The organism is Nitrosopumilus cobalaminigenes (assembly GCF_013407145.1).
Taxonomy (GTDB): Archaea; Thermoproteota; Nitrososphaeria; order Nitrososphaerales; family Nitrosopumilaceae; genus Nitrosopumilus; species Nitrosopumilus cobalaminigenes.
Genome location: NZ_CP026993.1, coordinates 245,782 through 264,220 on the forward strand (window position 1 = coordinate 245,782; position 18,439 = coordinate 264,220).

Sequence of the window (18,439 nt, forward strand, 5' to 3'; positions counted from 1 at the left end):
TACGAATTATTTATGATTTTAATCAATACGAATTTTAGAATGAAATAATTTTTAATTATTCGATCTTAATTTCTTTGCCTTTCTTCTTTACGTCTTTTTCTTGAACTTTTTTTAGTTCTGTTTCAAGAAATTGTTTGTATTTCTTTGTCTCTTCTTCAGTCATATTGGCAAAGTTAGAACTAAGAATAGATCCCATAGCAGAAATTTTCTCTAATAGATCTATGGCAACAAATCGTCCTACATTTCCTAGTCTGAACAAAACCTCTAATTGCTTCTTAACAATATCATTTACTTTATCAACATCTTCAGCTGTATCTTTTCCTTTTTTCGTTAACTGATACTTTCCATCTTTAGTTTCTTCAATCAGTCCTTCATCCAGTAATCTTCCTAACAATGGGTAGATTAATCCTGGTGATGGTTTCCAAATGCCGTTGCTTTGCTCAACTGCATAATCTATGATTTCTTTTCCTGTATGAGGAGTTTTTTTTAATAATTCTAAAATGAAATATCTTGAAAATCCTCTAGGAACTGAACTTCCTACTCTTTGAAACCATTCAGAAATCATCACTAGTGATATCACTAGTGATATATTTTAATATTTTGGATCATGCCTGGCAATTACTACATATTTATCTCGCCCAAAACAAGTTTGACTGAAAAATGGTAGATTCTCTTGAATTTGATCTGATTATTTGTGGTTCTGGCCTTGCAGGCTTGAGGGCTGCTATTGCGGCTGCTAAAAAAGGACCTAATCTCAAAATCGGAATTGTTTCTAAAGTCCAAGTGATGCGTTCTCATTCTGTTTCAGCAGAGGGTGGAACTGCAGCTGTTCTCTTTGAGGATGAAGGTGATACAATTGAATCCCATGTTTATGATACTGTGAAAGGAAGTGACTTTCTTGCAGACCAAGATGTTGCAGAAAGATTATGTGTTGAAATGCCACAAGAAATTCATCAATTAGATCATTGGGGAATGCCATGGTCTAGAAGAGATGATGGAAGAATTGATCAAAGAAATTTTGGTGGTTATAGTTTTCCTAGAGCTACTTATGCATCAGACAAAGTTGGTTTCTTTGAAATGCAAACATTGTATGACACTTGTCAAAAATTTGAAAATATTGAATATCTTAACGAATGGTTTGTAACATCAATTGTTCATGATGGAAAACGATTCATGGGAGTTACTGCAATTGAATTGGGTTCTGGAACATTTTACACGATTAAAGGAAAAGCGCTCATCATTGCAACTGGTGGTGCAGGAAGATTATACAGCTTTTCAACTTATGCCCTTTCTTCAACTCCTGATGGATTGGACATGGGGTTACGTGCTGGTATGGCACTCAAAGATATGGAATTTGTACAATTTCATCCAACAGGAATTTTACCATCTGGAATTTTAATTACTGAAGGTGCAAGAGGAGAAGGGGGTTATCTTCTAAACAACAAAGGTGAACGATTTATGAAAACATATGCAGCTGGTAAAATGGAGTTAGCTCCACGTGATATTGTATCGAGATCAATAATGACAGAAATTCAAGAAGGTCGTGGATTTAAACATGAAACTGGTGTAGATTGTATGAAACTTGATTTACGACATCTTGGAGATGAAAAAATTAAAGAAAAATTAGGTGGAATCCGAGAAATCTCAATTAAATTTTCAGGCCAAGATCCTTCCAAGGATTTACTGGATATTAGACCTGTTTGTCATTATATGATGGGAGGGCTTCATACTGATATTGATGGTGCAACGGAAATTCAAGGTGTTTGGGCAGCTGGAGAGGCTGCATGTAATAGTGTTCATGGCTCTAATCGTTTAGGTGCAAATTCTACCTCTGAATGTATTGTTTGGGGAAAAATTACAGGGGAATTGGCAATTGATTATATTCAAAAGAATGAATCTACAAATCCTTGGCCTCATCATTTGGTGGCAGCTGAAGAGAAGAGAATCTATGATGGAATTTTTAGAGGAAATGGAGATGTTAATCCATATGAAGTTAGACAACAACTTACTGACACAATGAATGAAAAAGCATATGTCTACAAAAATGAGAAAAATCTTGTTGAAGGTTTAAAGAAAATTCGAGAACTCAAACAACAAACTTGGAAACATGTTGATGATAAAGCAAAAGAATACAATACAAATTTTGCAAATGTAATGGAACTTGATTCAATGTTTAGAGTAGCAGAAATAGTGTTACTTGGTGCAATTAATAGAAAAGAATCAAGAGGTGCACATGCAAGAACTGATTTCCCAAAACGTGATGACGCCAACTTTTTACATCACACTCTTGCTTATTATGATCCAAACGGACCAATTATGAAAACCCATCCAGTTACAATTACTAAATATCAGCCAGTGGAGAGGAAATACTAGATGCCTAAAGATGATCATAGAGAAGGTATTGGTGGAATGATTAATCCACGTAGATATGGAATTGAACGTGTTGCATATTTGTTAATGAGAATAAGTGGATTGGGATTATTAGCATATTTTATTGGTCATATTTATGAAACAAGTAATATCCTAAGAGGAAAAGTTGGTTGGAATGAATTTATGGCAATGATATCCACCACTGAAGGACATATCATTATGTCCATTGTAATTGCAATGTGTGTATTTCATACTGTAAATGGTGTTAGAGTAATGTTGGGACATGGTGGAGTTGGCGTAGGTACACCTGCAAGACCTGATTATCCATATGATCCTGCATCCCAAAATTATAGACATAAAATAGGAATTTACTCTGCAATGGTTCTTGCAGCCATTGCAATGATGTATGGTATAGCGGTAATGTTTGGTGAATAAAATGAGAGAAAGCACAATTATGAAAATTCACTATGGGACTGCTTTAGCAGCTGTGGCTTTAGTTGCAGTTCATATTTTGATGCGTCTTACAATGAACTATGCTGAGTCTCTAGAATATGAGAATGTACTTGCTAATTACAAATTTATTCCATATGCTATCATGTTAGAACTAATTCTAATTTTATTATCTGTTCATGGATTTAATGGGCTAAGAGTAATCTTACTTGAACTAAAACAAGGAAGAATGTATGAAAAAGCAGTCTCTTATGGATGCCTTGCAGGAATGATTGGATTAATAGCCTACGGCTCAAGAACAATTATTATGACAAACATGGGGATGGTATAGGAATGGCACAAGTTTCTAGTATTTCAAATGAACAATCTCCCACAGCAAAATCTATCATTCTTAAAATTTCAAGATTCAATCCAGAACATGATGAGTCAAGTGGATTCATGGAATTTAATATAAAATATGAAAAATGGACAACTGTTCTAGAGGCTATTCTTGATGTGAAAAAACATTTTGATCATTCTGTTGCAGTTAGATATTCCTGTAGACAAGCTACATGCGGATCTTGTGGAATGATAATAAATGGAAAACCAAAATTAGCATGTTTTACAAAAATTAGTGAATTAGATTCTAATGTTGTTACAGTTGAACCAATGAATAATTTTCCAGTAATTCGTGATTTGGCTGTTAAATTTGAACAATTATTTGATACTCATCAAAAAATTAAACCATATTTGATTCGTGATGATACTGAATTAGTATCTGATGAAAAAGAATTTTTACAATCTCCAGAAGAAGTAGAACAATACATCCAATTTGCAAATTGTATCAAATGTGGTCTATGTAATTCTGCATGTCCTACAATGGCAACTGATTCTTCTTTTGTTGGGCCTCAAGCATTAGCTCAAGCATATCGTTACGTTGCTGATAGTAGAGATAAAGGTAAAGACTCTAGACTAAAAATAATTGATGACTCTCACGGTATTTGGAGATGTCATTTCGCTGGTTCTTGTAGTCAAGTGTGTCCAAAAGGTGTTGATCCTGCAATGGGAATTCAACTACTTAGAGGCTATATGCTAGGTTTTAGAAGTTAACCTAATTTTTTTGGATTAGGACTATTGTTTACTTGGTTGTTGATTTGTTCTGCCATAAAGTGATTTGACACATTCACTTTCACATCTTTCACTCCATCTACTTTCAATAGATTATCGTGAACATCTTGACAAATCTTAAAACCAAACACTGCTGGACAGAACGGACTGGTAAGATGTAAATCAACTTTGACATTACTATCGTTGATATCAACTTCATCAATTAATTCCAATTCCACGATTGATGTGTTAATTTCTGGATCTACAATCTTTGATAGCTCATCAAATATTTTCACTCTCATCAGTTTGATATCTTGGCTCATGTCGTGAAAACCATTGTTGCTATATATAACCATTATAGAACCTTAGGTAATGTATCGTTCTCGTCTTGGTACTGATTTGAGTGATATTACTTTGGATTATGTTTCATCAATTGATGATGATGCTGAAATAGCCATGTATGATATTCTTGGAAGTCAAGCGCATGCTTTGATGCTGTTTCAAAAAAACATTATCACAAAAAATGATGCAAAAAAAATCTTAACTGCTTTAGAGAATTTAAAAAATGAAAAATTTGATGCTTCTTCTGGAGCAGAAGATATTCACGAATTAATTGAAACATTGGTGATAAAGAAAGCTGGAATGGCAAGCGGTGGAAAAATGCATACTGCAAGATCACGAAATGATCAAGTTGTTTTAGATATTAGAATGAAAATTAGAGATGACATCAATATTCTATGTAATTGTCTTTTAGATACAATTGAAGCCTTGGTATCTGTGGCTAAAAATCATCAAAAAACCATCATGCCACTTTACACACATCTTCAACAAGCTCAAGCAGGGCTTTTTTCACATTATCTTTTAGCTCATGCTGATGTTTTAACTCGAGATTTTGAGAGACTGTATAATACGTTTGAACGAATTAACCATAGTCCCCTTGGAGCAGGACCTGTTGGAGGTACAAGTATTCCAATTGACAGACATAGCACAGCAAAGATGTTGGGTTTTGATGGCCTTGTTGAAAATTCTATTGATGCTACAAGTACACGTGATTTTGTAGCAGAGTATGTTGCAATGGTTGCTATTTTAATGACAAATCTTAGTAAGATTTCTGAAGATTTTGTAATTTGGTCTACATCTGAATTTTCTTTCATTGAACTTTCAGATGAATTTACGTCTCCATCAAGTGTAATGCCTCAAAAAAAGAATCCAGATATTTTAGAATTAACAAGAGGTAAAACTGCAGAAATTATTGGAAATCTAACTGCAATTCTAACAACTGTCAAAGGTTTAGCATCTGGATATGGACGTGATTTACAACAAATAAAATCCTCAATTTGGTCTACATCAAAAATTTCTATTAGTGCTTTGTTAATTTTAAAATCAATTCTTCTAACTTTAAAAGTCAATGAAAAACAAATGAAAAAAATAACTGAATCAAGTAATCTTATAGCTTTAGATATTGCTGAGAAATTAGTTCAAGAAGGAATTCCGTTTAGAGTAACACACAAAATCTCTGGAACTTTGGTTCAATTAGCTCATATTTCAAAAAAACCAATATCCAAATTAACTTTGTCAGAAATTAAAAAATCTGTGGCTGGAACTAAAGTTGATCCTAAAATTGTCTCAAAAATTATATCTACAACCACTGTTGTTTCTTCATTAAAAGACAGGACCTCACTGGGTTCTTCAGGATATGATGAACAAAAACGCATGATTTCTGATAGAACTCAAAAAATCAATCAGTATAGAAATGATGTATCTCAAAGAGAAAATAAGATCACTTTGTCAATTAGTGATTTAACAAAACAAATCAACATAATTCTTGAATGAATAAAGTAAAAGAGAGCGGGTCTAAAGGGATTCGGACCCTTGACAACCGGATTAAAAGTCCGGTGCGCTACCTGGCTGCGCCATAGACCCTCGTAAAAAATGCTTTAACTGTATAATTTAGTCTTTTACAAAATCTAATGTTGTGACAGAAACTTTTAATCTGGCAGTTTGACTCAATGAAATTGTGCCCTTGTAGTATAGCCCGGTCTAGAATTCGGCCCTGTCACGGCTGAGACGCGTGTTCAAATCCCGCCGAGGGCGCCATTATTTCTATTTCATTGATAGATGTTCATTTTACATCCGATCAAAATAAAATTCTCAGAAAATATTCTTGAATTAGGATAGTTTGAAGATGAATCTCACAAGAATATTAAAATTCAGGGAATTTTAGTGAAATTTGTTGTCTGAAGAGAAAAAAGAATCTGAAGTCGAAGTAAAACCTACTGAAGATTCAACATCTGAAAAACCATCTTCAGATGAAACTGTAAAAGCAGCTGAAGAAGCAAAAGCAGCTGAAGAAGCAAAAGCAGCTGAAGAAGCAACATTAAAAGCTGAAGCAGCAGCTAAAGCTGTTGAAGAAGCAGAACTTGCAGTAAAGGAGGCTCTTGCAAAAGCTGAAGCAGCTAAAGCTGAAGCAGAAGCAGCAGCTGAAGAAGAATACAAAGCAATAGCAGCTGAAGTAAAAGCAGATGCAGCAGCAAAATCAGATTATACATTTAAGAGACAAGGTGAAGAAATTTTTAGACGAGATATGGGGGAACCTGAATTCTGGTTAGAAAAGGAAGACCGATTCCCAAGACCAATTCTTTCAGCAGATGAACAAGAATCACTTACTAGAATCGCTGAAATTCCACAAGATCAAACTCCTGCATATATTCCTGAACATGTTCTTAGTCCTGAATTTGAAGGTGTTTCAAATTATGAACGTGGTGTTGATTCCTTTTTAGAAGAAACCAAACAAAAACTTGAACAATTAAAAAATAATCCTGATGCAACTGAAAAAGAAATTAAAGAAACTGAAAATGAAATTATTTACTTGGAATCCTTACATGAAAATTTCTATCTTGGAATGAATGTATTTAGAACTGCAAAAGGCGGACGTGACAAAATTAGTGCTTAATGGTGATATGATTGGGTGAAATTAGATTTGATGTATTGAATGCAAGAGTTACATTCAAGAATGTACCTTTACATACGTTATCTAAATTTACTTTCAAAGATGTGAATGCTGCATGTGCAGAATTTAAAAAAATTGATGGTGTTGATGAATGTATTATTATTCAAACTGCAAGTAGAGTTGAAATATTTACAGTAAGTAATGTTGAAATCGATGATTCTCCAGATGCAAGAAGAGTAGAAGGTAAAACACTTGTGTTAAACCAAATTAAAGACACTTGGGTATCTTTATCATCTTTAGAACAAATTGATATAGATCACTTTGATCAAACTCTTGAAGTTTACAAAGGTGATGATGTATATCTACATCTATTACGATTAGCATCTGGATTAGACTCTGTAGTTGTTGGAAAACAAGAAATTTTTGATGAAATAGTTCAATCTCTGTCAAATGCAAAAGATGCTGGTGTATCTGGAAATATTCTCAATAAATTATTTGATAGTGTAATTCGTTTAGCCATTAGAATGAGAGATACTACTGGAATTTCTAAAGATGTAATTTCATTAGGTGATATTGCAGTAAAATTAGTTGATGAAAAAGCCGGTCTTGATTCCAAGAAAAAAGTACTTGTGATAGGAACTGGTGAGCCTGCAGCCATGCTTGCAAAAACTCTAAACAAAAAAGGTATTGCATTTGATGTTACTAGTAGAAGTTTAGACCGTGCAACTGGTTTCACAACAATTCTTGGTGGAACTCCTGTTGATTTTGATGCTGTTTTAGCAGGATTTGATAAATATGATATTATCTTCGTTGCGACAACTTCTGATTATTTTTTAATCACATATGAAAGAATTAGATTGATAATGGAAGAAAAGAAAAAAGGAACTCTTATTCTTGATTTATCAGATCCAAGAACTGTTGATGAAGGAATAACTGCACTACCTGGAATCAAATTGTTGTTCAGAGATCAGATTGCAGAACTTTATGAAGAAAGTGTAAAAGCTAGAGTTGGAATTGTTCCTGCAGTAGAGAAAATCATTGAAAAAGAACTACCTGTTTTATCTGCTAGAATGAAAAGACTAGATGCTTAATTTACTATAATCCTTGTTTTCTTAAGAGAAACTGCATAACGGCTTCTTTAGAATAATCTATTCCGTGTTCGTCATCTGTATGGGCTCTAAAATTATCGATTACTTCTTCCATTTCTCCTTCAGCTACAAAATCACACTCAAATCCATAATCATTACACTTGAGTTTTGCCATAACTTGGTGAAAAATAATCAATATAAAAATCCACAGGTAAGTAATTAGAAATGACATACATTAGAAATTTCTAATTTAAAATGAACTAAAATTAATTGAATTTTCTATCCATATGATTCAAACTTGATCCCGAAACTTCCATCTGGTTTTTTCTCATGTTCAGTTACGAATCCTTTAGGACCAAGATACTCAATCACACCATCAATTGTTCCTTGATATCCACAAATGTAGATGATGGTGTTATCTGGAGTCAATTCCTCACCCACCATTTCTTCCACTGGTGACAATCCAGATTTTTTATCAGGCTTGAAAAATGATTCAACTCTGCCTACATGACCATTCCAAGATCTGTTGAAAAATTCTTTTGGTCTACTAATTGCAGCTCTATATCTGAAATTCCATTTGTCTCTTCCCTTTTTTTCACTTTCTAATTCTAGGTCAGTTAACAATCTCTTGTAACTTAATTCATCAACATAACTTGCGCCATGAAGAACAACTACTTCTCTTTTATCATTGGTATCGTGAAAATGTTTAGCAAATGCAATGAATGGTGCTAGTCCTGTACCTCCCCCAACACAAATCACTCTTCTGTTATCTTTTTGCCCATTAGGTAATTTGTCACTAATTTGTAGTGCAGCTCCTGTTGGATCTCCTAGAGATACTTCATCACCAACACTTAGATAAAATAATTCAGTTGTAACACGACCTGGAAGTGGTTTTCTAACCCATCTAATTACAAATTCAAAATAATCTCTATTTTCTGCATGCGATGCAATAGAATATGCTCTTCTCACAACTTTTTTCTCTGCTGGAATTGGAAGGCCTATTGTCAAAAATTGACCTGTTTTGTATTCTGGCATTCCATTTTCTGGAACCAATCTAATTATCACTAAATCTTCTTTGAGTAACTCCCTATAGACGACCTTTGCTTTCATCTCAGTTACCATACAAGAAGTTTTTTCCCGACTTTGGTTAAATATATTTCTCTTAGCATATACCTTGAAAGATCTATTGAAAATTCAAGAATGCTAAATAAATTATCAAACTATTGGCAAAAATTCAATTTTTTATTCTAAAAACTCATTTATTGATTTGTGACATTATTTCATCTAAAATTTCCTGATTTGCAGCTGCAATAAAAGAAACTCTTGTCTCATAACTAAGATCTGCATCAAGCGGATTCAGATCTGCATCTAATAGCATTCCTCCTGCTTCTTTTACAATTACATAACCTGCAGCAATATCTTGGATTCTGATTTTCCCTCGTAAATCAATAAAAATATCCATTAATCCTTTTGCAAACATTGCCATTTCAAGAGCATTTGCACCAAAATGTCTAGTGTGATTATGATTTTCAAAAATTGGATGTAGTTTATTCATTAATTCAATAGATGAACCAGATGTATTGATTCCAACTATTTTGTAAACTGGATCTTTTTTATGTACTTTGATTTGTTTATTGTTAAAAAATGAACCTTTGTTTTTTGATGCCCAATACATTTCACCATTTGAAAGATTTGTTATTACGCCATCTGTAATTGAGCTAAGTTTGTTTTCAGTTGCAAATGCTAATGAACTACAGAAAAAAGGAACCCCTCTTACTGCATTTGCAGAACCATCAATTGCATCCATAATTACAAATCCTTTTGGTTCATCTGATAATTCAACTCGTCCACATTCTTCACCTAATACTACACATTCAAAATTAATTTCTTTTAGATAATCTAAAACAGTTTTTTCAGCAACCATGTCTATGTTTCTTGAAATATCTCCTCCTGCTCCAACGCCAAAATCTCCTGCTGCATCATCTGTTCCAGCAAGATCCTTTACATTTTCATAAATCCTATTCGAAGCTTCACGAAGAATTTCTATAACTTCCATATTGCCAAACTAGTCATTCGTAATTTAAGTGAAGAAAATATTTCATTTGAAAGCATAAATAACAATAAAGAAGCTAAACGATTGTGAGTGGTAAAGATCAATCTGTAATTAGTAAAGAAGCTTTAATGAGTACAAAACCTGGAAAACAGATCATTAAACAAGCATTGTTCAAATCTAAAGGTTACAAATTATTTAACAAATACAAGGAAGAAACAGAAAAGCAATTTCCTAATTTTGCAGAGAGATTTGCAAAAGGTCTATTAGATGAGATTCAATCCGACACAAATCCTAATGCTACTCAACAAGCTTTTGGAAATGAAGTAGGTTCCACCGAAATTATCCTAAATGCGTCTGAAATTGAGCCTATCAAATCAAAATTAGACAATCTTGAAGTAATGCAAGATAGAGTTAATCGAATTCTAAATTCTAATTTTGTAAAAATGACTTTCCCTGTGTTTAACGGATTATTTGATGCTGCAGCAGAGTATTCTGGAAGAGATGATCCACAACTAAAACAAGATATGGTAGAAGGACATATTCTTGCAATTGATCTTAGTGAACCAATGGATAGAATTGTAGATAAGGATGAAGATTTAGAATTTTTAGATGATTACAAATTAATGAATCCGTACATTCTGAAACTAGCTAGAGATAAAATCTCAAAAGGTGGCGAGCAAGTTCTAAAAGAATTTGAAGCTGGATTTGAAGATGCTAGAATTGGACAATACTTGGACGAGAAATTAAAATCAAAACCAACGGAAATTACTGAAGAGGAAATGACCTTGTCCTACAAAAAATATCGTGCAGTAATGGGAACTGCTGGGAGAAATATGGCTTTGGCAGAAAGACCCTTGGGCGAAATTTTCTATTTGGGTATGGCAAGAGCTGCTGAAGGTGTTGGATGTGGAAATGAAATTGAAGATTCTATTAAAAATGGGTTTGTAAAAATACCTTCGTGGCCACTTTATTATTCATTATTGGCAGATGATGTGAAAAAAGGATTTGATGTTACTTTGGAAAAAAGTAATTTGTATTTACAAGATGCAAGACTTACCCTTGAATTACTACCTGAAAATTTTTCTCATAAAGAATTTTTAGAATTTTTATTTTTGACTGTAGAGCATTACAATCAATATTGGTTCAATAAACTACAAAAAGCCAATAAATGGTCAGAGTATCACTCTAAACTCCCTAAGTGATTACCTTGATGTGGTCTGAAAAATACCGACCTCAGATAATTTCTGACATGGTGGGAAATGAAGAAGCACGAGCAGCAATTACTGAATGGTTTGTCAAATGGAAAAAAGGCACAAAACCATTACTTTTAGTTGGTCCTCCTGGAATTGGAAAAACCACAATTGCATATCTTGTAGCAAAACAATTTGGATATGATATGATTGGGTTAAACGCCAGTGATGTCAGGAGTAAATCTCGAATAAATGAAATTCTTACGCCTGTCTTAGCTAATGTAAGTGTCATGGGAATTCCTATGATTTTTGTCGATGAAGTTGATGGAATTCATGGTCGTGGAGATTATGGTGGTGCTTCTGCACTTGTAGATATTTTAAAAGAACCAACAGTTCCAATTGTTCTGGCTGCAAATAGTGATACTTCTGATAAAATGAAAAGTATCAAAAAAGTTGTGAAAACAATTCAATTCAAAAAAATTCCCCCAAGATTATTGCGTGTATATCTTGAAAATATTTTACAAAAACAAAGTGCAAAACTAAGTCCTGGTTCATTAATTAAAGTAATTGATAAATCAAAAGGAGATATTCGTTCTATGATAAATCTTACACAATCTTTAGTGACTGGATTTAATCCTCAAACTGAAAAAACTTTTGAAAGTATTAATGTCGAAGATGGTGTAAATGCTTTCTTTAAAGCAAAATCTATTGATGAAGCAAGAAGTGTTCTATATTCAATGCAAATTGATCCAAGAGAAAAAATACACGCATTTTATTCCAGTATAATTACAAGCGAATTGGATAATCCTACACTTACAAAATATTTAGAAACAATATCTGAAGCTGACATGCTTTATGGAAGAATAATGAAAACACAAAATTGGAGATTACTTAGATATCTAAATGATATTTTAATTAAATTATATCAAAATGATGACAGAATTAGATATGCACAATACAATTTGTCTTGGCCATTACTAAATAGAATTCGTTGGGATGGTGCAAAAATTAAATCATTATCATCTGTTATGGCACGAAAATTACATTTGTCTTCAAGTTCTTTTGTTTCTATCTGTTTACCATTTGTTTTATTTTGTATCAAAAACAAATCTTTAGAATTAGAATTAGAGGAAACTTATGGTGATATTATTGAAAAGGAGATTGAACTATTACAATGAGCTGGAGAAAAATTCCTATGAAGTTCCCAGGTACCTGTATTGTTTGTAATGAAAAAATACCTGTTAACGAAATTGGCCTTTGGGCCAAAGGGTTAGGTGTTAAACATGAAAAATGTGCCCAGACAAATGAATTACAATGTATTGTATGTGGGGCTTCTGCTGGATGCGCTCAATGTGAATTTCAAGAAAACTGTGATATCCCAAATGTCTCTCAATTGTGTATCTGTAAGAAATGTAGTGAAGAAAAAGATACTTTTGGCTCTTATCAGAAATCCGTGAACAAGAAATTTCCAATTCTTAACACTTGATTTTCTAAAAAAAACATCAATCGTTGATATTTCTTAAAATTTTCATATTTTGATATTCTCAAACTAAATTAATATAGGAAACCATCTTGATTCAGAATACCGTGCATTCTGAAAAGATTGAAGGATATACTAAAAAAAATAATACATCATTACAAGGCGGAGGCCAAGATCGAATCAAGGCTCAGCATGATAAGGGGAAATTAACTGCTCGTGAGAGAATTAATCTTTTGCTTGATGAAGGTACTTTCACCGAAATTGATCCACTAACCACACATCATTATCATGAATATGATATGCAGAAAAAGAAATTCTTTACAGATGGTGTAGTTGGTGGTTATGGGAATGTTGATGGAAGGCAAGTCTTTGTCTTTGCATATGATTTCACAGTACTTGGTGGAACACTAAGTCAGATGGGAGCTAAAAAAATCTGTAAACTAATGGATCATGCTGTTCAAACAGGATGTCCAATTATAGGTGTCATGGATTCTGGTGGAGCTAGAATCCAAGAAGGCATCATGAGTCTTGATGGATTTGCAGATATCTTTTATCATAATCAATTAGCATCTGGTGTAATTCCACAAATTACAGCAAGTATTGGTCCATCAGCAGGTGGTTCTGTATATTCGCCAGCAATGACTGATTTTGTAATTATGGTTGAAAAAGTAGGAACTATGTTTGTCACAGGCCCTGATGTAGTCAAGACTGTATTGGGTGAGGAAATATCTTTTGATGATTTAGGAGGAGCAATGACACATGGTTCCAAAAGTGGTGTGGCCCATTTTGTTGCACAAAATGAATACGAATGTATGGATTATATCAAAAAATTAATTTCATATTTACCTCAAAATAATACTGAAGCACCACCTAAAATTAAAACTGATGATGATCCAAACAGAATGGATCATAACTTGATCAATATCATTCCTGAAAATCCTTTACAACCATATGATATGAAAGAAATCATAAATTCAATTGTTGATGATCATGAATTCTTTGAAGTCCATGAATTGTTTGCTGCAAACATTGTAGTTGGTTTTGGAAGAATGAATGGAAAGGTTGTTGGAATTGTCGCAAACCAACCTATTGTACTTGCTGGTGCACTTGACATTGATTCATCAAACAAAGCAGCACGTTTCATTCGATTCTGTGATTCATTCAATGTTCCAATAATTACTTTAGTTGATACTCCCGGATACATGCCAGGTTCTAATCAAGAACATAACGGTATCATTAGACATGGTAGTAAGTTACTTTATGCATACTGTGAAGCAACTGTTCCAAGAATTACTTTAGTTATTGGAAAGGCATATGGTGGTGCATACATTGCAATGGGAAGTAAAAATCTTAGAACTGACATTAACTATGCATGGCCAACTGCAAGATGTGCTGTTTTGGGTGGAGAAGCAGCTGTAAAAATTATGTATAGAAAAGACCTTGCTGAAGCTGATGATGCTGAAGCATTAAAGAAACAATTAATCGATGAGTTTACAGAAAAGTTCGAAAATCCATACGTTGCAGCATCTCATGGAACTGTAGATAATGTAATTGATCCTGCTGAAACAAGACCGATGTTAATTAAAGCACTTGAAATGCTCGAAAATAAAAGAGCAAAACAATTACCAAGAAAACATGGAAATATCAACCTGTGATTAAAGATGATTGAAAAAGTACTTATCGCAAACAGAGGAGAAATCGCTTTACGTGTTATTAGAACTTGCAAGGCACTAGGAATTAAGACAGTAGCAGTTTATTCTGATGAAGATTACAATTCAATGCATGTTAAACAAGCAACTGAAGCATATCATATTGGAGAAGCAGCTCCTGCAAAATCATATCTTAATCAAGATAAAATTCTTGAAGTGATGCTCAAATCAGGAACTGATGCAGTGCATCCAGGTTATGGTTTCCTTTCAGAAAATGATGACTTTGCAAACCTATGTCAGAAAAATAAAATTAATTTTATTGGCCCTACCGCAGAATCTATGAATCTCTGTGGAGATAAAATGAAATGTAAGGATGCAATGTTAAAGGCAAAAGTCCCAACAGTTCCTGGAAGTCCTGGATTAGTAAAAGATGCAGATGATGCAGAAAAGATTGCAAATGAAATTGGTTATCCTGTAATGCTAAAATCAGTTTATGGTGGTGGAGGTCGTGGAATTAGAATTGTAACTAATGATCAAGAATTACGTGATGGGTTTGAATCTGTTACTGGAGAATCTATTGCAGCTGTCGGTAAATCTGCAATTCTAGTAGAAAAATTCCTAGAAAAAACAAGACACATTGAATATCAATTTGCTAGAGATACCCACGGTAATACTGTTCATATCTTTGAAAGAGAATGTTCCATTCAAAGACGTAACCAAAAATTAATCGAACAAACCCCCTCACCAGTTGTAGATGAAGAGACAAGAGCTCGTGTAGGTGAATCTGTATGTAGAGCTGCTGATGCAGTAGGCTATACAAACATAGGAACTGCAGAATTCTTGAGGGCAGATAACGGAGAATTTTACTTTATTGAAATTAATGCTCGATTACAAGTAGAACATCCAATCACTGAATTTGTATCTGGATTAGACTTAGTTAAATTACAACTAGACATTGCAAATGGTGAACCAATTCCATTCAAACAAAGTGACCTCAAAATGAATGGCTATGCAATTGAGTGTAGGATTAATGCAGAAGATACTTTCTTAGACTTTGCTCCTTCTACAGGTCCTGTTCCTGACGTGACAATTCCTGCAGGACCAAGTGTAAGATGTGACACTTATCTTTACCCTGGATGTACTGTTTCTCCATTCTATGATTCACTAATGGCAAAACTTGTTACTTGGGGTCAAACATTTGAAGAATCACGAACTAGAATGCTTGCAGCACTTAATGACTTTTACATTCAAGGTGTTGAAACTTCAATTCCATTATACAAAACAATACTTGCGTCTGATGAATACAAAAATGGAGATCTTTCAACAGACTTTCTCAAACGTTATGGAATGATTGATAGACTTACTGAAGATCTTAAAAAAGAAAAAGAAGAAAAAAGTGAAGCCGCATTAGCAGCTGCCATTATTCATTCTGAGTACTTTAAGAGCAGAGCACAAAACAGTACTGCCAATAACTCTAATTGGAAATACAAACTGGATTGATGAAAAATGGATTATAAAATACAAGACTTAGAAAAATCATTTGATGGAAAGATTATAGAAAATCTTGGAAACAATGATTATGTAATTAAAATTAATGATAATGAACACAATCTAAAAATCATATCGATGAATTCTAATGGAATTGAATTTATTTTAGATCAAACTTATCATAAAGCTAAATATCTTGAACAATCAACAAATGAAATGAATATTGTAATTGACAATGTTCCTATCATACTTAATTTACATACTCACTTTGATGAAATTGTTTACAAAAATTCAGGTGGAGGTGGTGCAGGTAATGCACAACTAGCTTTGAAGAGTCAGATTCCTGGTAAAGTTGTTTCACTATCAGTTGCAGAAGGTGATGCTGTTAAAAAAGGAGATGTTGTTTGTACATTAGAATCTATGAAAATGCAAGTTGCAGTAAAATCTCACAAAGACGGTGTCATAAAAACAATCAAAATTAAAGAAACAGCAACTGTTGCAAAAGGCGACGTTATTGCAGAAATAGAATAAGTTTTTTATTTTAAGAAATTTTTAATTTCATCATAATTTGGTTCTTTTAGTGGATCTTCTGAGACCCATTTGTAACCAATTTTTCCATCTTCATTAATTATGAAAACAGAACGTTTTGCTGCATTGTAATCTTTTATGTGAAGTAAATCTGGCATTAAAACATCATAATCTCTAATTGTTTTACTTGTATAATCAGCTAACAATGGGAAGTTAAAATTGTGTTTTTCGGCAAATGCTTTGTTTGCAAATGGGCCATCATTGCTGATTGCTACTACTTGCACACCCAGCTTATTCATTTCTTCATAAGAGTCTCTAAATGTACAAAGTTCTACTTCACACACTGGAGAACCAGCTGCTACTATGAATGACAAGACTATTTTTCCGCCTTTAAATTCATCCAAAGTCCTCATCTTTAATTCAGTATCTGCAAGTTCAAAATCTGGGGCATTGTCTCCTACATTTAATGACATGATCGCGATTTGTCGTTATCCTATTAAGTTCTTTACAAAAAATATTTTTTTCAAATTTTGATCCAAAAACGAAACATACCTTTTTATACAAAAATTAGGGTGAAAAGCTAAATTGGTCGGGGAATTAGCGGGCAATTACAGTACCGTTGTATTGATGTTTGCGTTTGGCATAGTAGCTATGGCTCCAGCTTTAGTTATTTCAAGAATGATTTCTCCTAGAAAAAGAAGTAATCCAGTAAAATTTTTGCCAATGGAATGTGGCCAAGTCCCTTCAGGAGAAGGAAGAACGCATTTCATGATGCAATATTATCCGTATATTCTGATGTTTGTAATATTTGATGTAATGGCAATTTTCTTGTATGCATGGGGAAGTGTACTTTTAGAAATTCCAAAAGTAGCAACTTTACCAATGATGGGCTTTTTAGCTATAATGTTTGGTGCAATGGCATTTGCATTATATCAATCTGGGAGAAGAAGGATATGGTAGTTTTTTATATAAATCACATTTACGGGGATAGGAGATAAAATTGCTTAAAGACTTAGTAACACCAGAAAATGCAAATGTCTTTGTAGGAAAATTAGGGGATATTTTAGAAAAAGCAATTGATAAACCATTGGGCTATGCCATTAACTGGGGTAGAATTTGGTCACTCTGGCCTGTCCACATTGAGACAGCTTGTTGCAGTGTAGAATTTGGTGCAGCATCAAGTCCAAGATATGATGTTGAAAGATTTGGTATCATTGAAGCATTTGGTTCACTTAGACAATGTGATCTTGTTGTTGTTCAAGGAACCATTACAAGAAAAATGGCACCACGTCTCAGATTAGTTTATGATCAAATGCCAGAACCAAAATATGTAATTGCTATGGGAGCTTGTGCAATTACTGGAGGATTGTATTTTGATTCATACAATGTACTTCCAGGAATTGATGGAGTAATTCCAGTTGATGTCTATGTTCCAGGTTGCCCACCTAGACCTGAAACTCTTATTCAAGGATGTATGTTATTGCAAGAGAAAATCAAGAGAATGAAGGCTAGGAAGTTTGTATAATGAGTACTGAAACTGAAAATCCTCCTGCAGATGCTAAACCTGAAGTTAAATCTCCGCCTCCAAAACCTGAAACAGCACCTGTTGAGTTACCTGCATTTGAAAAAAGTATTTCTGATAAACTAGTTGAAAAGTTCGGTGATAAAATCGAAGTTGGATTTGTAAAAGAAGATAGAGTTCGAATTAATGTTGGCAGAGAAAATGTTCATGACGTTGCTGAATTCATTCGTGATGGACTAAATTATGACCACGTTGAATCTGTTTCAGGCGTAGATTACCCTCAAGATAATGAAATTGAAGTTGTTTATCATATAGGATCTTACACCGAATCATCATTGGCAAGACAAGTTCTTGTTTTGGCTACTAGAGCTCAGAGAGAAACAAATCCAATTCCTGGAAATGATGCAACTAAACTTCCAACTCTGAGAGATATCTTTTACAGTGTAGAATTTCATGAGAGAGAAGTTTTTGAAATGTTTGGAGTGTTCTTTGAAGGTCATCCTGATAATAGACGATTACTTTTGCCAGAAGATTGGGCAGATTTACCACCACTTAGAAAGGACTTTGCAATAAAGGGAAGATAGA

Annotated in this window: 22 protein-coding genes and 2 tRNA genes; 17 read left to right on the forward strand and 7 right to left on the reverse strand. The window is 33.7% G+C overall.

The window, feature by feature from the left end:
• Positions 1 to 55: 55 nt before the first annotated feature.
• The gene (locus C5F47_RS01405; protein ID WP_179361745.1) at positions 56 to 565 is read right to left on the reverse strand and encodes a PadR family transcriptional regulator; all 510 of its coding nucleotides are present in this window, start codon (positions 563 to 565) and stop codon (positions 56 to 58) included.
• A 95-nt stretch (positions 566 to 660) separates the two neighbouring features.
• Here C5F47_RS01405 and C5F47_RS01410 point away from each other — a divergent pair, with 95 nt between their 5' ends.
• The 4 genes from C5F47_RS01410 to C5F47_RS01425 are packed head-to-tail and all read left to right on the forward strand — an operon-like array spanning position 661 to position 3,909.
• Positions 661 to 2,373 (forward strand): succinate dehydrogenase/fumarate reductase flavoprotein subunit, encoded by a 1,713-nt coding sequence (locus C5F47_RS01410; protein WP_179361144.1) that lies wholly within the window; start codon positions 661 to 663, stop codon positions 2,371 to 2,373.
• Positions 2,374 to 2,805, forward strand: a complete 432-nt coding sequence (locus C5F47_RS01415) for a succinate dehydrogenase/fumarate reductase transmembrane subunit (RefSeq protein ID WP_179361145.1) — start codon at positions 2,374 to 2,376, stop codon at positions 2,803 to 2,805.
• 1 nt (position 2,806) lies between these two features.
• A complete protein-coding gene (locus tag C5F47_RS01420; protein ID WP_179361146.1) occupies positions 2,807 to 3,151 on the forward strand; it encodes a succinate dehydrogenase/fumarate reductase transmembrane subunit in 345 nt (114 codons plus the stop codon).
• Between the two features lie 2 nt (positions 3,152 to 3,153).
• On the forward strand, positions 3,154 to 3,909 hold the full coding sequence (locus C5F47_RS01425; RefSeq protein ID WP_179361147.1) for a succinate dehydrogenase/fumarate reductase iron-sulfur subunit: 756 nt from the start codon (positions 3,154 to 3,156) through the stop codon (positions 3,907 to 3,909).
• Here the strand turns inward: C5F47_RS01425 and C5F47_RS01430 are convergent.
• Positions 3,906 to 4,229 (reverse strand): metal-sulfur cluster assembly factor, encoded by a 324-nt coding sequence (locus C5F47_RS01430; RefSeq protein WP_179361148.1) that lies wholly within the window; start codon positions 4,227 to 4,229, stop codon positions 3,906 to 3,908. The two genes, C5F47_RS01425 and C5F47_RS01430, sit on opposite strands and share 4 nt — an antisense overlap.
• 49 nt (positions 4,230 to 4,278) lie before the next feature.
• On the opposite strand from C5F47_RS01430, the gene argH reads away from it, so the two are divergent.
• Positions 4,279 to 5,739 (forward strand): argininosuccinate lyase, encoded by a 1,461-nt coding sequence (gene argH, locus C5F47_RS01435; RefSeq protein WP_179361149.1) that lies wholly within the window; start codon positions 4,279 to 4,281, stop codon positions 5,737 to 5,739.
• A 16-nt stretch (positions 5,740 to 5,755) separates the two neighbouring features.
• Here argH and C5F47_RS01440 read toward each other — a convergent pair.
• A tRNA-Lys gene (locus C5F47_RS01440) sits at positions 5,756 to 5,829 on the reverse strand.
• A gap of 96 nt (positions 5,830 to 5,925) precedes the next feature.
• Here C5F47_RS01440 and C5F47_RS01445 point away from each other — a divergent pair.
• From C5F47_RS01445 to C5F47_RS01455, 3 genes are all read left to right on the forward strand, one after another.
• A tRNA-Asp gene (locus C5F47_RS01445) sits at positions 5,926 to 6,003 on the forward strand.
• 136 nt (positions 6,004 to 6,139) lie between these two features.
• On the forward strand, positions 6,140 to 6,859 hold the full coding sequence (locus C5F47_RS01450) for a hypothetical protein (protein ID WP_179361150.1): 720 nt from the start codon (positions 6,140 to 6,142) through the stop codon (positions 6,857 to 6,859).
• An 11-nt stretch (positions 6,860 to 6,870) separates the two neighbouring features.
• On the forward strand, positions 6,871 to 7,947 hold the full coding sequence (locus C5F47_RS01455; protein ID WP_179361151.1) for a glutamyl-tRNA reductase: 1,077 nt from the start codon (positions 6,871 to 6,873) through the stop codon (positions 7,945 to 7,947).
• A 4-nt stretch (positions 7,948 to 7,951) separates the two neighbouring features.
• Here C5F47_RS01455 and C5F47_RS01460 read toward each other — a convergent pair whose 3' ends face one another.
• The 3 genes from C5F47_RS01460 to C5F47_RS01470 all read right to left on the reverse strand — a co-directional run bounded on the left by C5F47_RS01460 (position 7,952) and on the right by C5F47_RS01470 (position 10,000).
• Positions 7,952 to 8,119 (reverse strand): DUF1059 domain-containing protein, encoded by a 168-nt coding sequence (locus C5F47_RS01460; protein ID WP_179361152.1) that lies wholly within the window; start codon positions 8,117 to 8,119, stop codon positions 7,952 to 7,954.
• Positions 8,120 to 8,223: 104 nt separating this feature from the next.
• A complete protein-coding gene (locus C5F47_RS01465; protein ID WP_179361153.1) occupies positions 8,224 to 9,066 on the reverse strand; it encodes an FAD-binding oxidoreductase in 843 nt (280 codons plus the stop codon).
• 133 nt (positions 9,067 to 9,199) lie between these two features.
• The gene (locus C5F47_RS01470; RefSeq protein ID WP_179361154.1) at positions 9,200 to 10,000 is read right to left on the reverse strand and encodes an inositol monophosphatase family protein; all 801 of its coding nucleotides are present in this window, start codon (positions 9,998 to 10,000) and stop codon (positions 9,200 to 9,202) included.
• Between the two features lie 83 nt (positions 10,001 to 10,083).
• Between C5F47_RS01470 and C5F47_RS09630 the strand changes: the two genes are divergently transcribed.
• From C5F47_RS09630 to C5F47_RS01500, 6 genes are all read left to right on the forward strand, one after another.
• Entirely contained in the window at positions 10,084 to 11,199 is a 1,116-nt protein-coding gene (locus C5F47_RS09630; protein ID WP_246271145.1) for a hypothetical protein, read from the forward strand.
• 8 nt (positions 11,200 to 11,207) lie between these two features.
• Positions 11,208 to 12,365, forward strand: coding sequence for an AAA family ATPase (locus tag C5F47_RS01480; RefSeq protein ID WP_179361155.1), 1,158 nt, complete (start codon positions 11,208 to 11,210; stop codon positions 12,363 to 12,365).
• Positions 12,362 to 12,673 carry a hypothetical protein gene (locus C5F47_RS01485; RefSeq protein ID WP_179361156.1) on the forward strand — a complete coding sequence of 104 codons (312 nt, stop codon included), beginning with the start codon at positions 12,362 to 12,364 and terminating at the stop codon, positions 12,671 to 12,673. The genes C5F47_RS01480 and C5F47_RS01485 overlap by 4 nt, the downstream gene beginning before the upstream one ends.
• A 101-nt stretch (positions 12,674 to 12,774) precedes the next feature.
• Complete coding sequence (locus C5F47_RS01490) at positions 12,775 to 14,322, forward strand: acyl-CoA carboxylase subunit beta (protein ID WP_179361157.1); 1,548 nt, start codon at positions 12,775 to 12,777, stop codon at positions 14,320 to 14,322.
• Between the two features lie 6 nt (positions 14,323 to 14,328).
• Entirely contained in the window at positions 14,329 to 15,816 is a 1,488-nt protein-coding gene (locus tag C5F47_RS01495; protein WP_179361158.1) for an acetyl-CoA carboxylase biotin carboxylase subunit, read from the forward strand.
• Between the two features lie 6 nt (positions 15,817 to 15,822).
• Positions 15,823 to 16,335, forward strand: coding sequence for an acyl-CoA carboxylase biotin carboxyl carrier protein subunit (locus C5F47_RS01500; RefSeq protein ID WP_179361159.1), 513 nt, complete (start codon positions 15,823 to 15,825; stop codon positions 16,333 to 16,335).
• Between the two features lie 5 nt (positions 16,336 to 16,340).
• Here the strand turns inward: C5F47_RS01500 and C5F47_RS01505 are convergent, their stop codons facing one another.
• On the reverse strand, positions 16,341 to 16,805 hold the full coding sequence (locus tag C5F47_RS01505) for a redoxin domain-containing protein (RefSeq protein ID WP_179361160.1): 465 nt from the start codon (positions 16,803 to 16,805) through the stop codon (positions 16,341 to 16,343).
• A gap of 154 nt (positions 16,806 to 16,959) precedes the next feature.
• Between C5F47_RS01505 and C5F47_RS01510 the strand changes: the two genes are divergently transcribed.
• The 3 genes from C5F47_RS01510 to C5F47_RS01520 are packed head-to-tail and all read left to right on the forward strand — an operon-like array spanning position 16,960 to position 18,438.
• Positions 16,960 to 17,292, forward strand: a complete 333-nt coding sequence (locus tag C5F47_RS01510; protein ID WP_179361746.1) for an NADH-quinone oxidoreductase subunit A — start codon at positions 16,960 to 16,962, stop codon at positions 17,290 to 17,292.
• A gap of 40 nt (positions 17,293 to 17,332) precedes the next feature.
• Positions 17,333 to 17,857: an NADH-quinone oxidoreductase subunit B gene (locus C5F47_RS01515; RefSeq protein ID WP_014964441.1), complete on the forward strand. Its 525-nt coding sequence runs from the start codon at positions 17,333 to 17,335 to the stop codon at positions 17,855 to 17,857.
• The gene (locus C5F47_RS01520; RefSeq protein WP_179361161.1) at positions 17,857 to 18,438 is read left to right on the forward strand and encodes an NADH-quinone oxidoreductase subunit C; all 582 of its coding nucleotides are present in this window, start codon (positions 17,857 to 17,859) and stop codon (positions 18,436 to 18,438) included. Before C5F47_RS01515 ends, C5F47_RS01520 begins: the two co-directional genes overlap by 1 nt.
• Position 18,439 lies beyond the last annotated feature (1 nt).

What these genes read in the sequence shown, in the direction of transcription:
- C5F47_RS01420 (WP_179361146.1), top strand. Translation starts at nt 2,807, where the DNA reads ATGAGAGAAAGCACAATTATGAAAATTCACTATGGGACTGCTTTAGCA.
- C5F47_RS01500 (WP_179361159.1), top strand. Translation starts at nt 15,823, where the DNA reads ATGGATTATAAAATACAAGACTTAGAAAAATCATTTGATGGAAAGATT.
- C5F47_RS01510 (WP_179361746.1), top strand. Translation starts at nt 16,960, where the DNA reads ATGTTTGCGTTTGGCATAGTAGCTATGGCTCCAGCTTTAGTTATTTCA.
- C5F47_RS01520 (WP_179361161.1), top strand. Translation starts at nt 17,857, where the DNA reads ATGAGTACTGAAACTGAAAATCCTCCTGCAGATGCTAAACCTGAAGTT.
- C5F47_RS01485 (WP_179361156.1), top strand. Translation starts at nt 12,362, where the DNA reads ATGAGCTGGAGAAAAATTCCTATGAAGTTCCCAGGTACCTGTATTGTT.
- C5F47_RS01465 (WP_179361153.1), bottom strand. Translation starts at nt 9,066, where the DNA reads ATGGTAACTGAGATGAAAGCAAAGGTCGTCTATAGGGAGTTACTCAAA.
- C5F47_RS01480 (WP_179361155.1), top strand. Translation starts at nt 11,208, where the DNA reads ATGTGGTCTGAAAAATACCGACCTCAGATAATTTCTGACATGGTGGGA.
- C5F47_RS01495 (WP_179361158.1), top strand. Translation starts at nt 14,329, where the DNA reads ATGATTGAAAAAGTACTTATCGCAAACAGAGGAGAAATCGCTTTACGT.
- argH (WP_179361149.1), top strand. Translation starts at nt 4,279, where the DNA reads ATGTATCGTTCTCGTCTTGGTACTGATTTGAGTGATATTACTTTGGAT.
- C5F47_RS01430 (WP_179361148.1), bottom strand. Translation starts at nt 4,229, where the DNA reads ATGAGCCAAGATATCAAACTGATGAGAGTGAAAATATTTGATGAGCTA.
- C5F47_RS01410 (WP_179361144.1), top strand. Translation starts at nt 661, where the DNA reads ATGGTAGATTCTCTTGAATTTGATCTGATTATTTGTGGTTCTGGCCTT.
- C5F47_RS01405 (WP_179361745.1), bottom strand. Translation starts at nt 565, where the DNA reads ATGATTTCTGAATGGTTTCAAAGAGTAGGAAGTTCAGTTCCTAGAGGA.
- C5F47_RS01460 (WP_179361152.1), bottom strand. Translation starts at nt 8,119, where the DNA reads ATGGCAAAACTCAAGTGTAATGATTATGGATTTGAGTGTGATTTTGTA.
- C5F47_RS01425 (WP_179361147.1), top strand. Translation starts at nt 3,154, where the DNA reads ATGGCACAAGTTTCTAGTATTTCAAATGAACAATCTCCCACAGCAAAA.
- C5F47_RS01470 (WP_179361154.1), bottom strand. Translation starts at nt 10,000, where the DNA reads ATGGAAGTTATAGAAATTCTTCGTGAAGCTTCGAATAGGATTTATGAA.
- C5F47_RS01505 (WP_179361160.1), bottom strand. Translation starts at nt 16,805, where the DNA reads ATGTCATTAAATGTAGGAGACAATGCCCCAGATTTTGAACTTGCAGAT.
- C5F47_RS01415 (WP_179361145.1), top strand. Translation starts at nt 2,374, where the DNA reads ATGCCTAAAGATGATCATAGAGAAGGTATTGGTGGAATGATTAATCCA.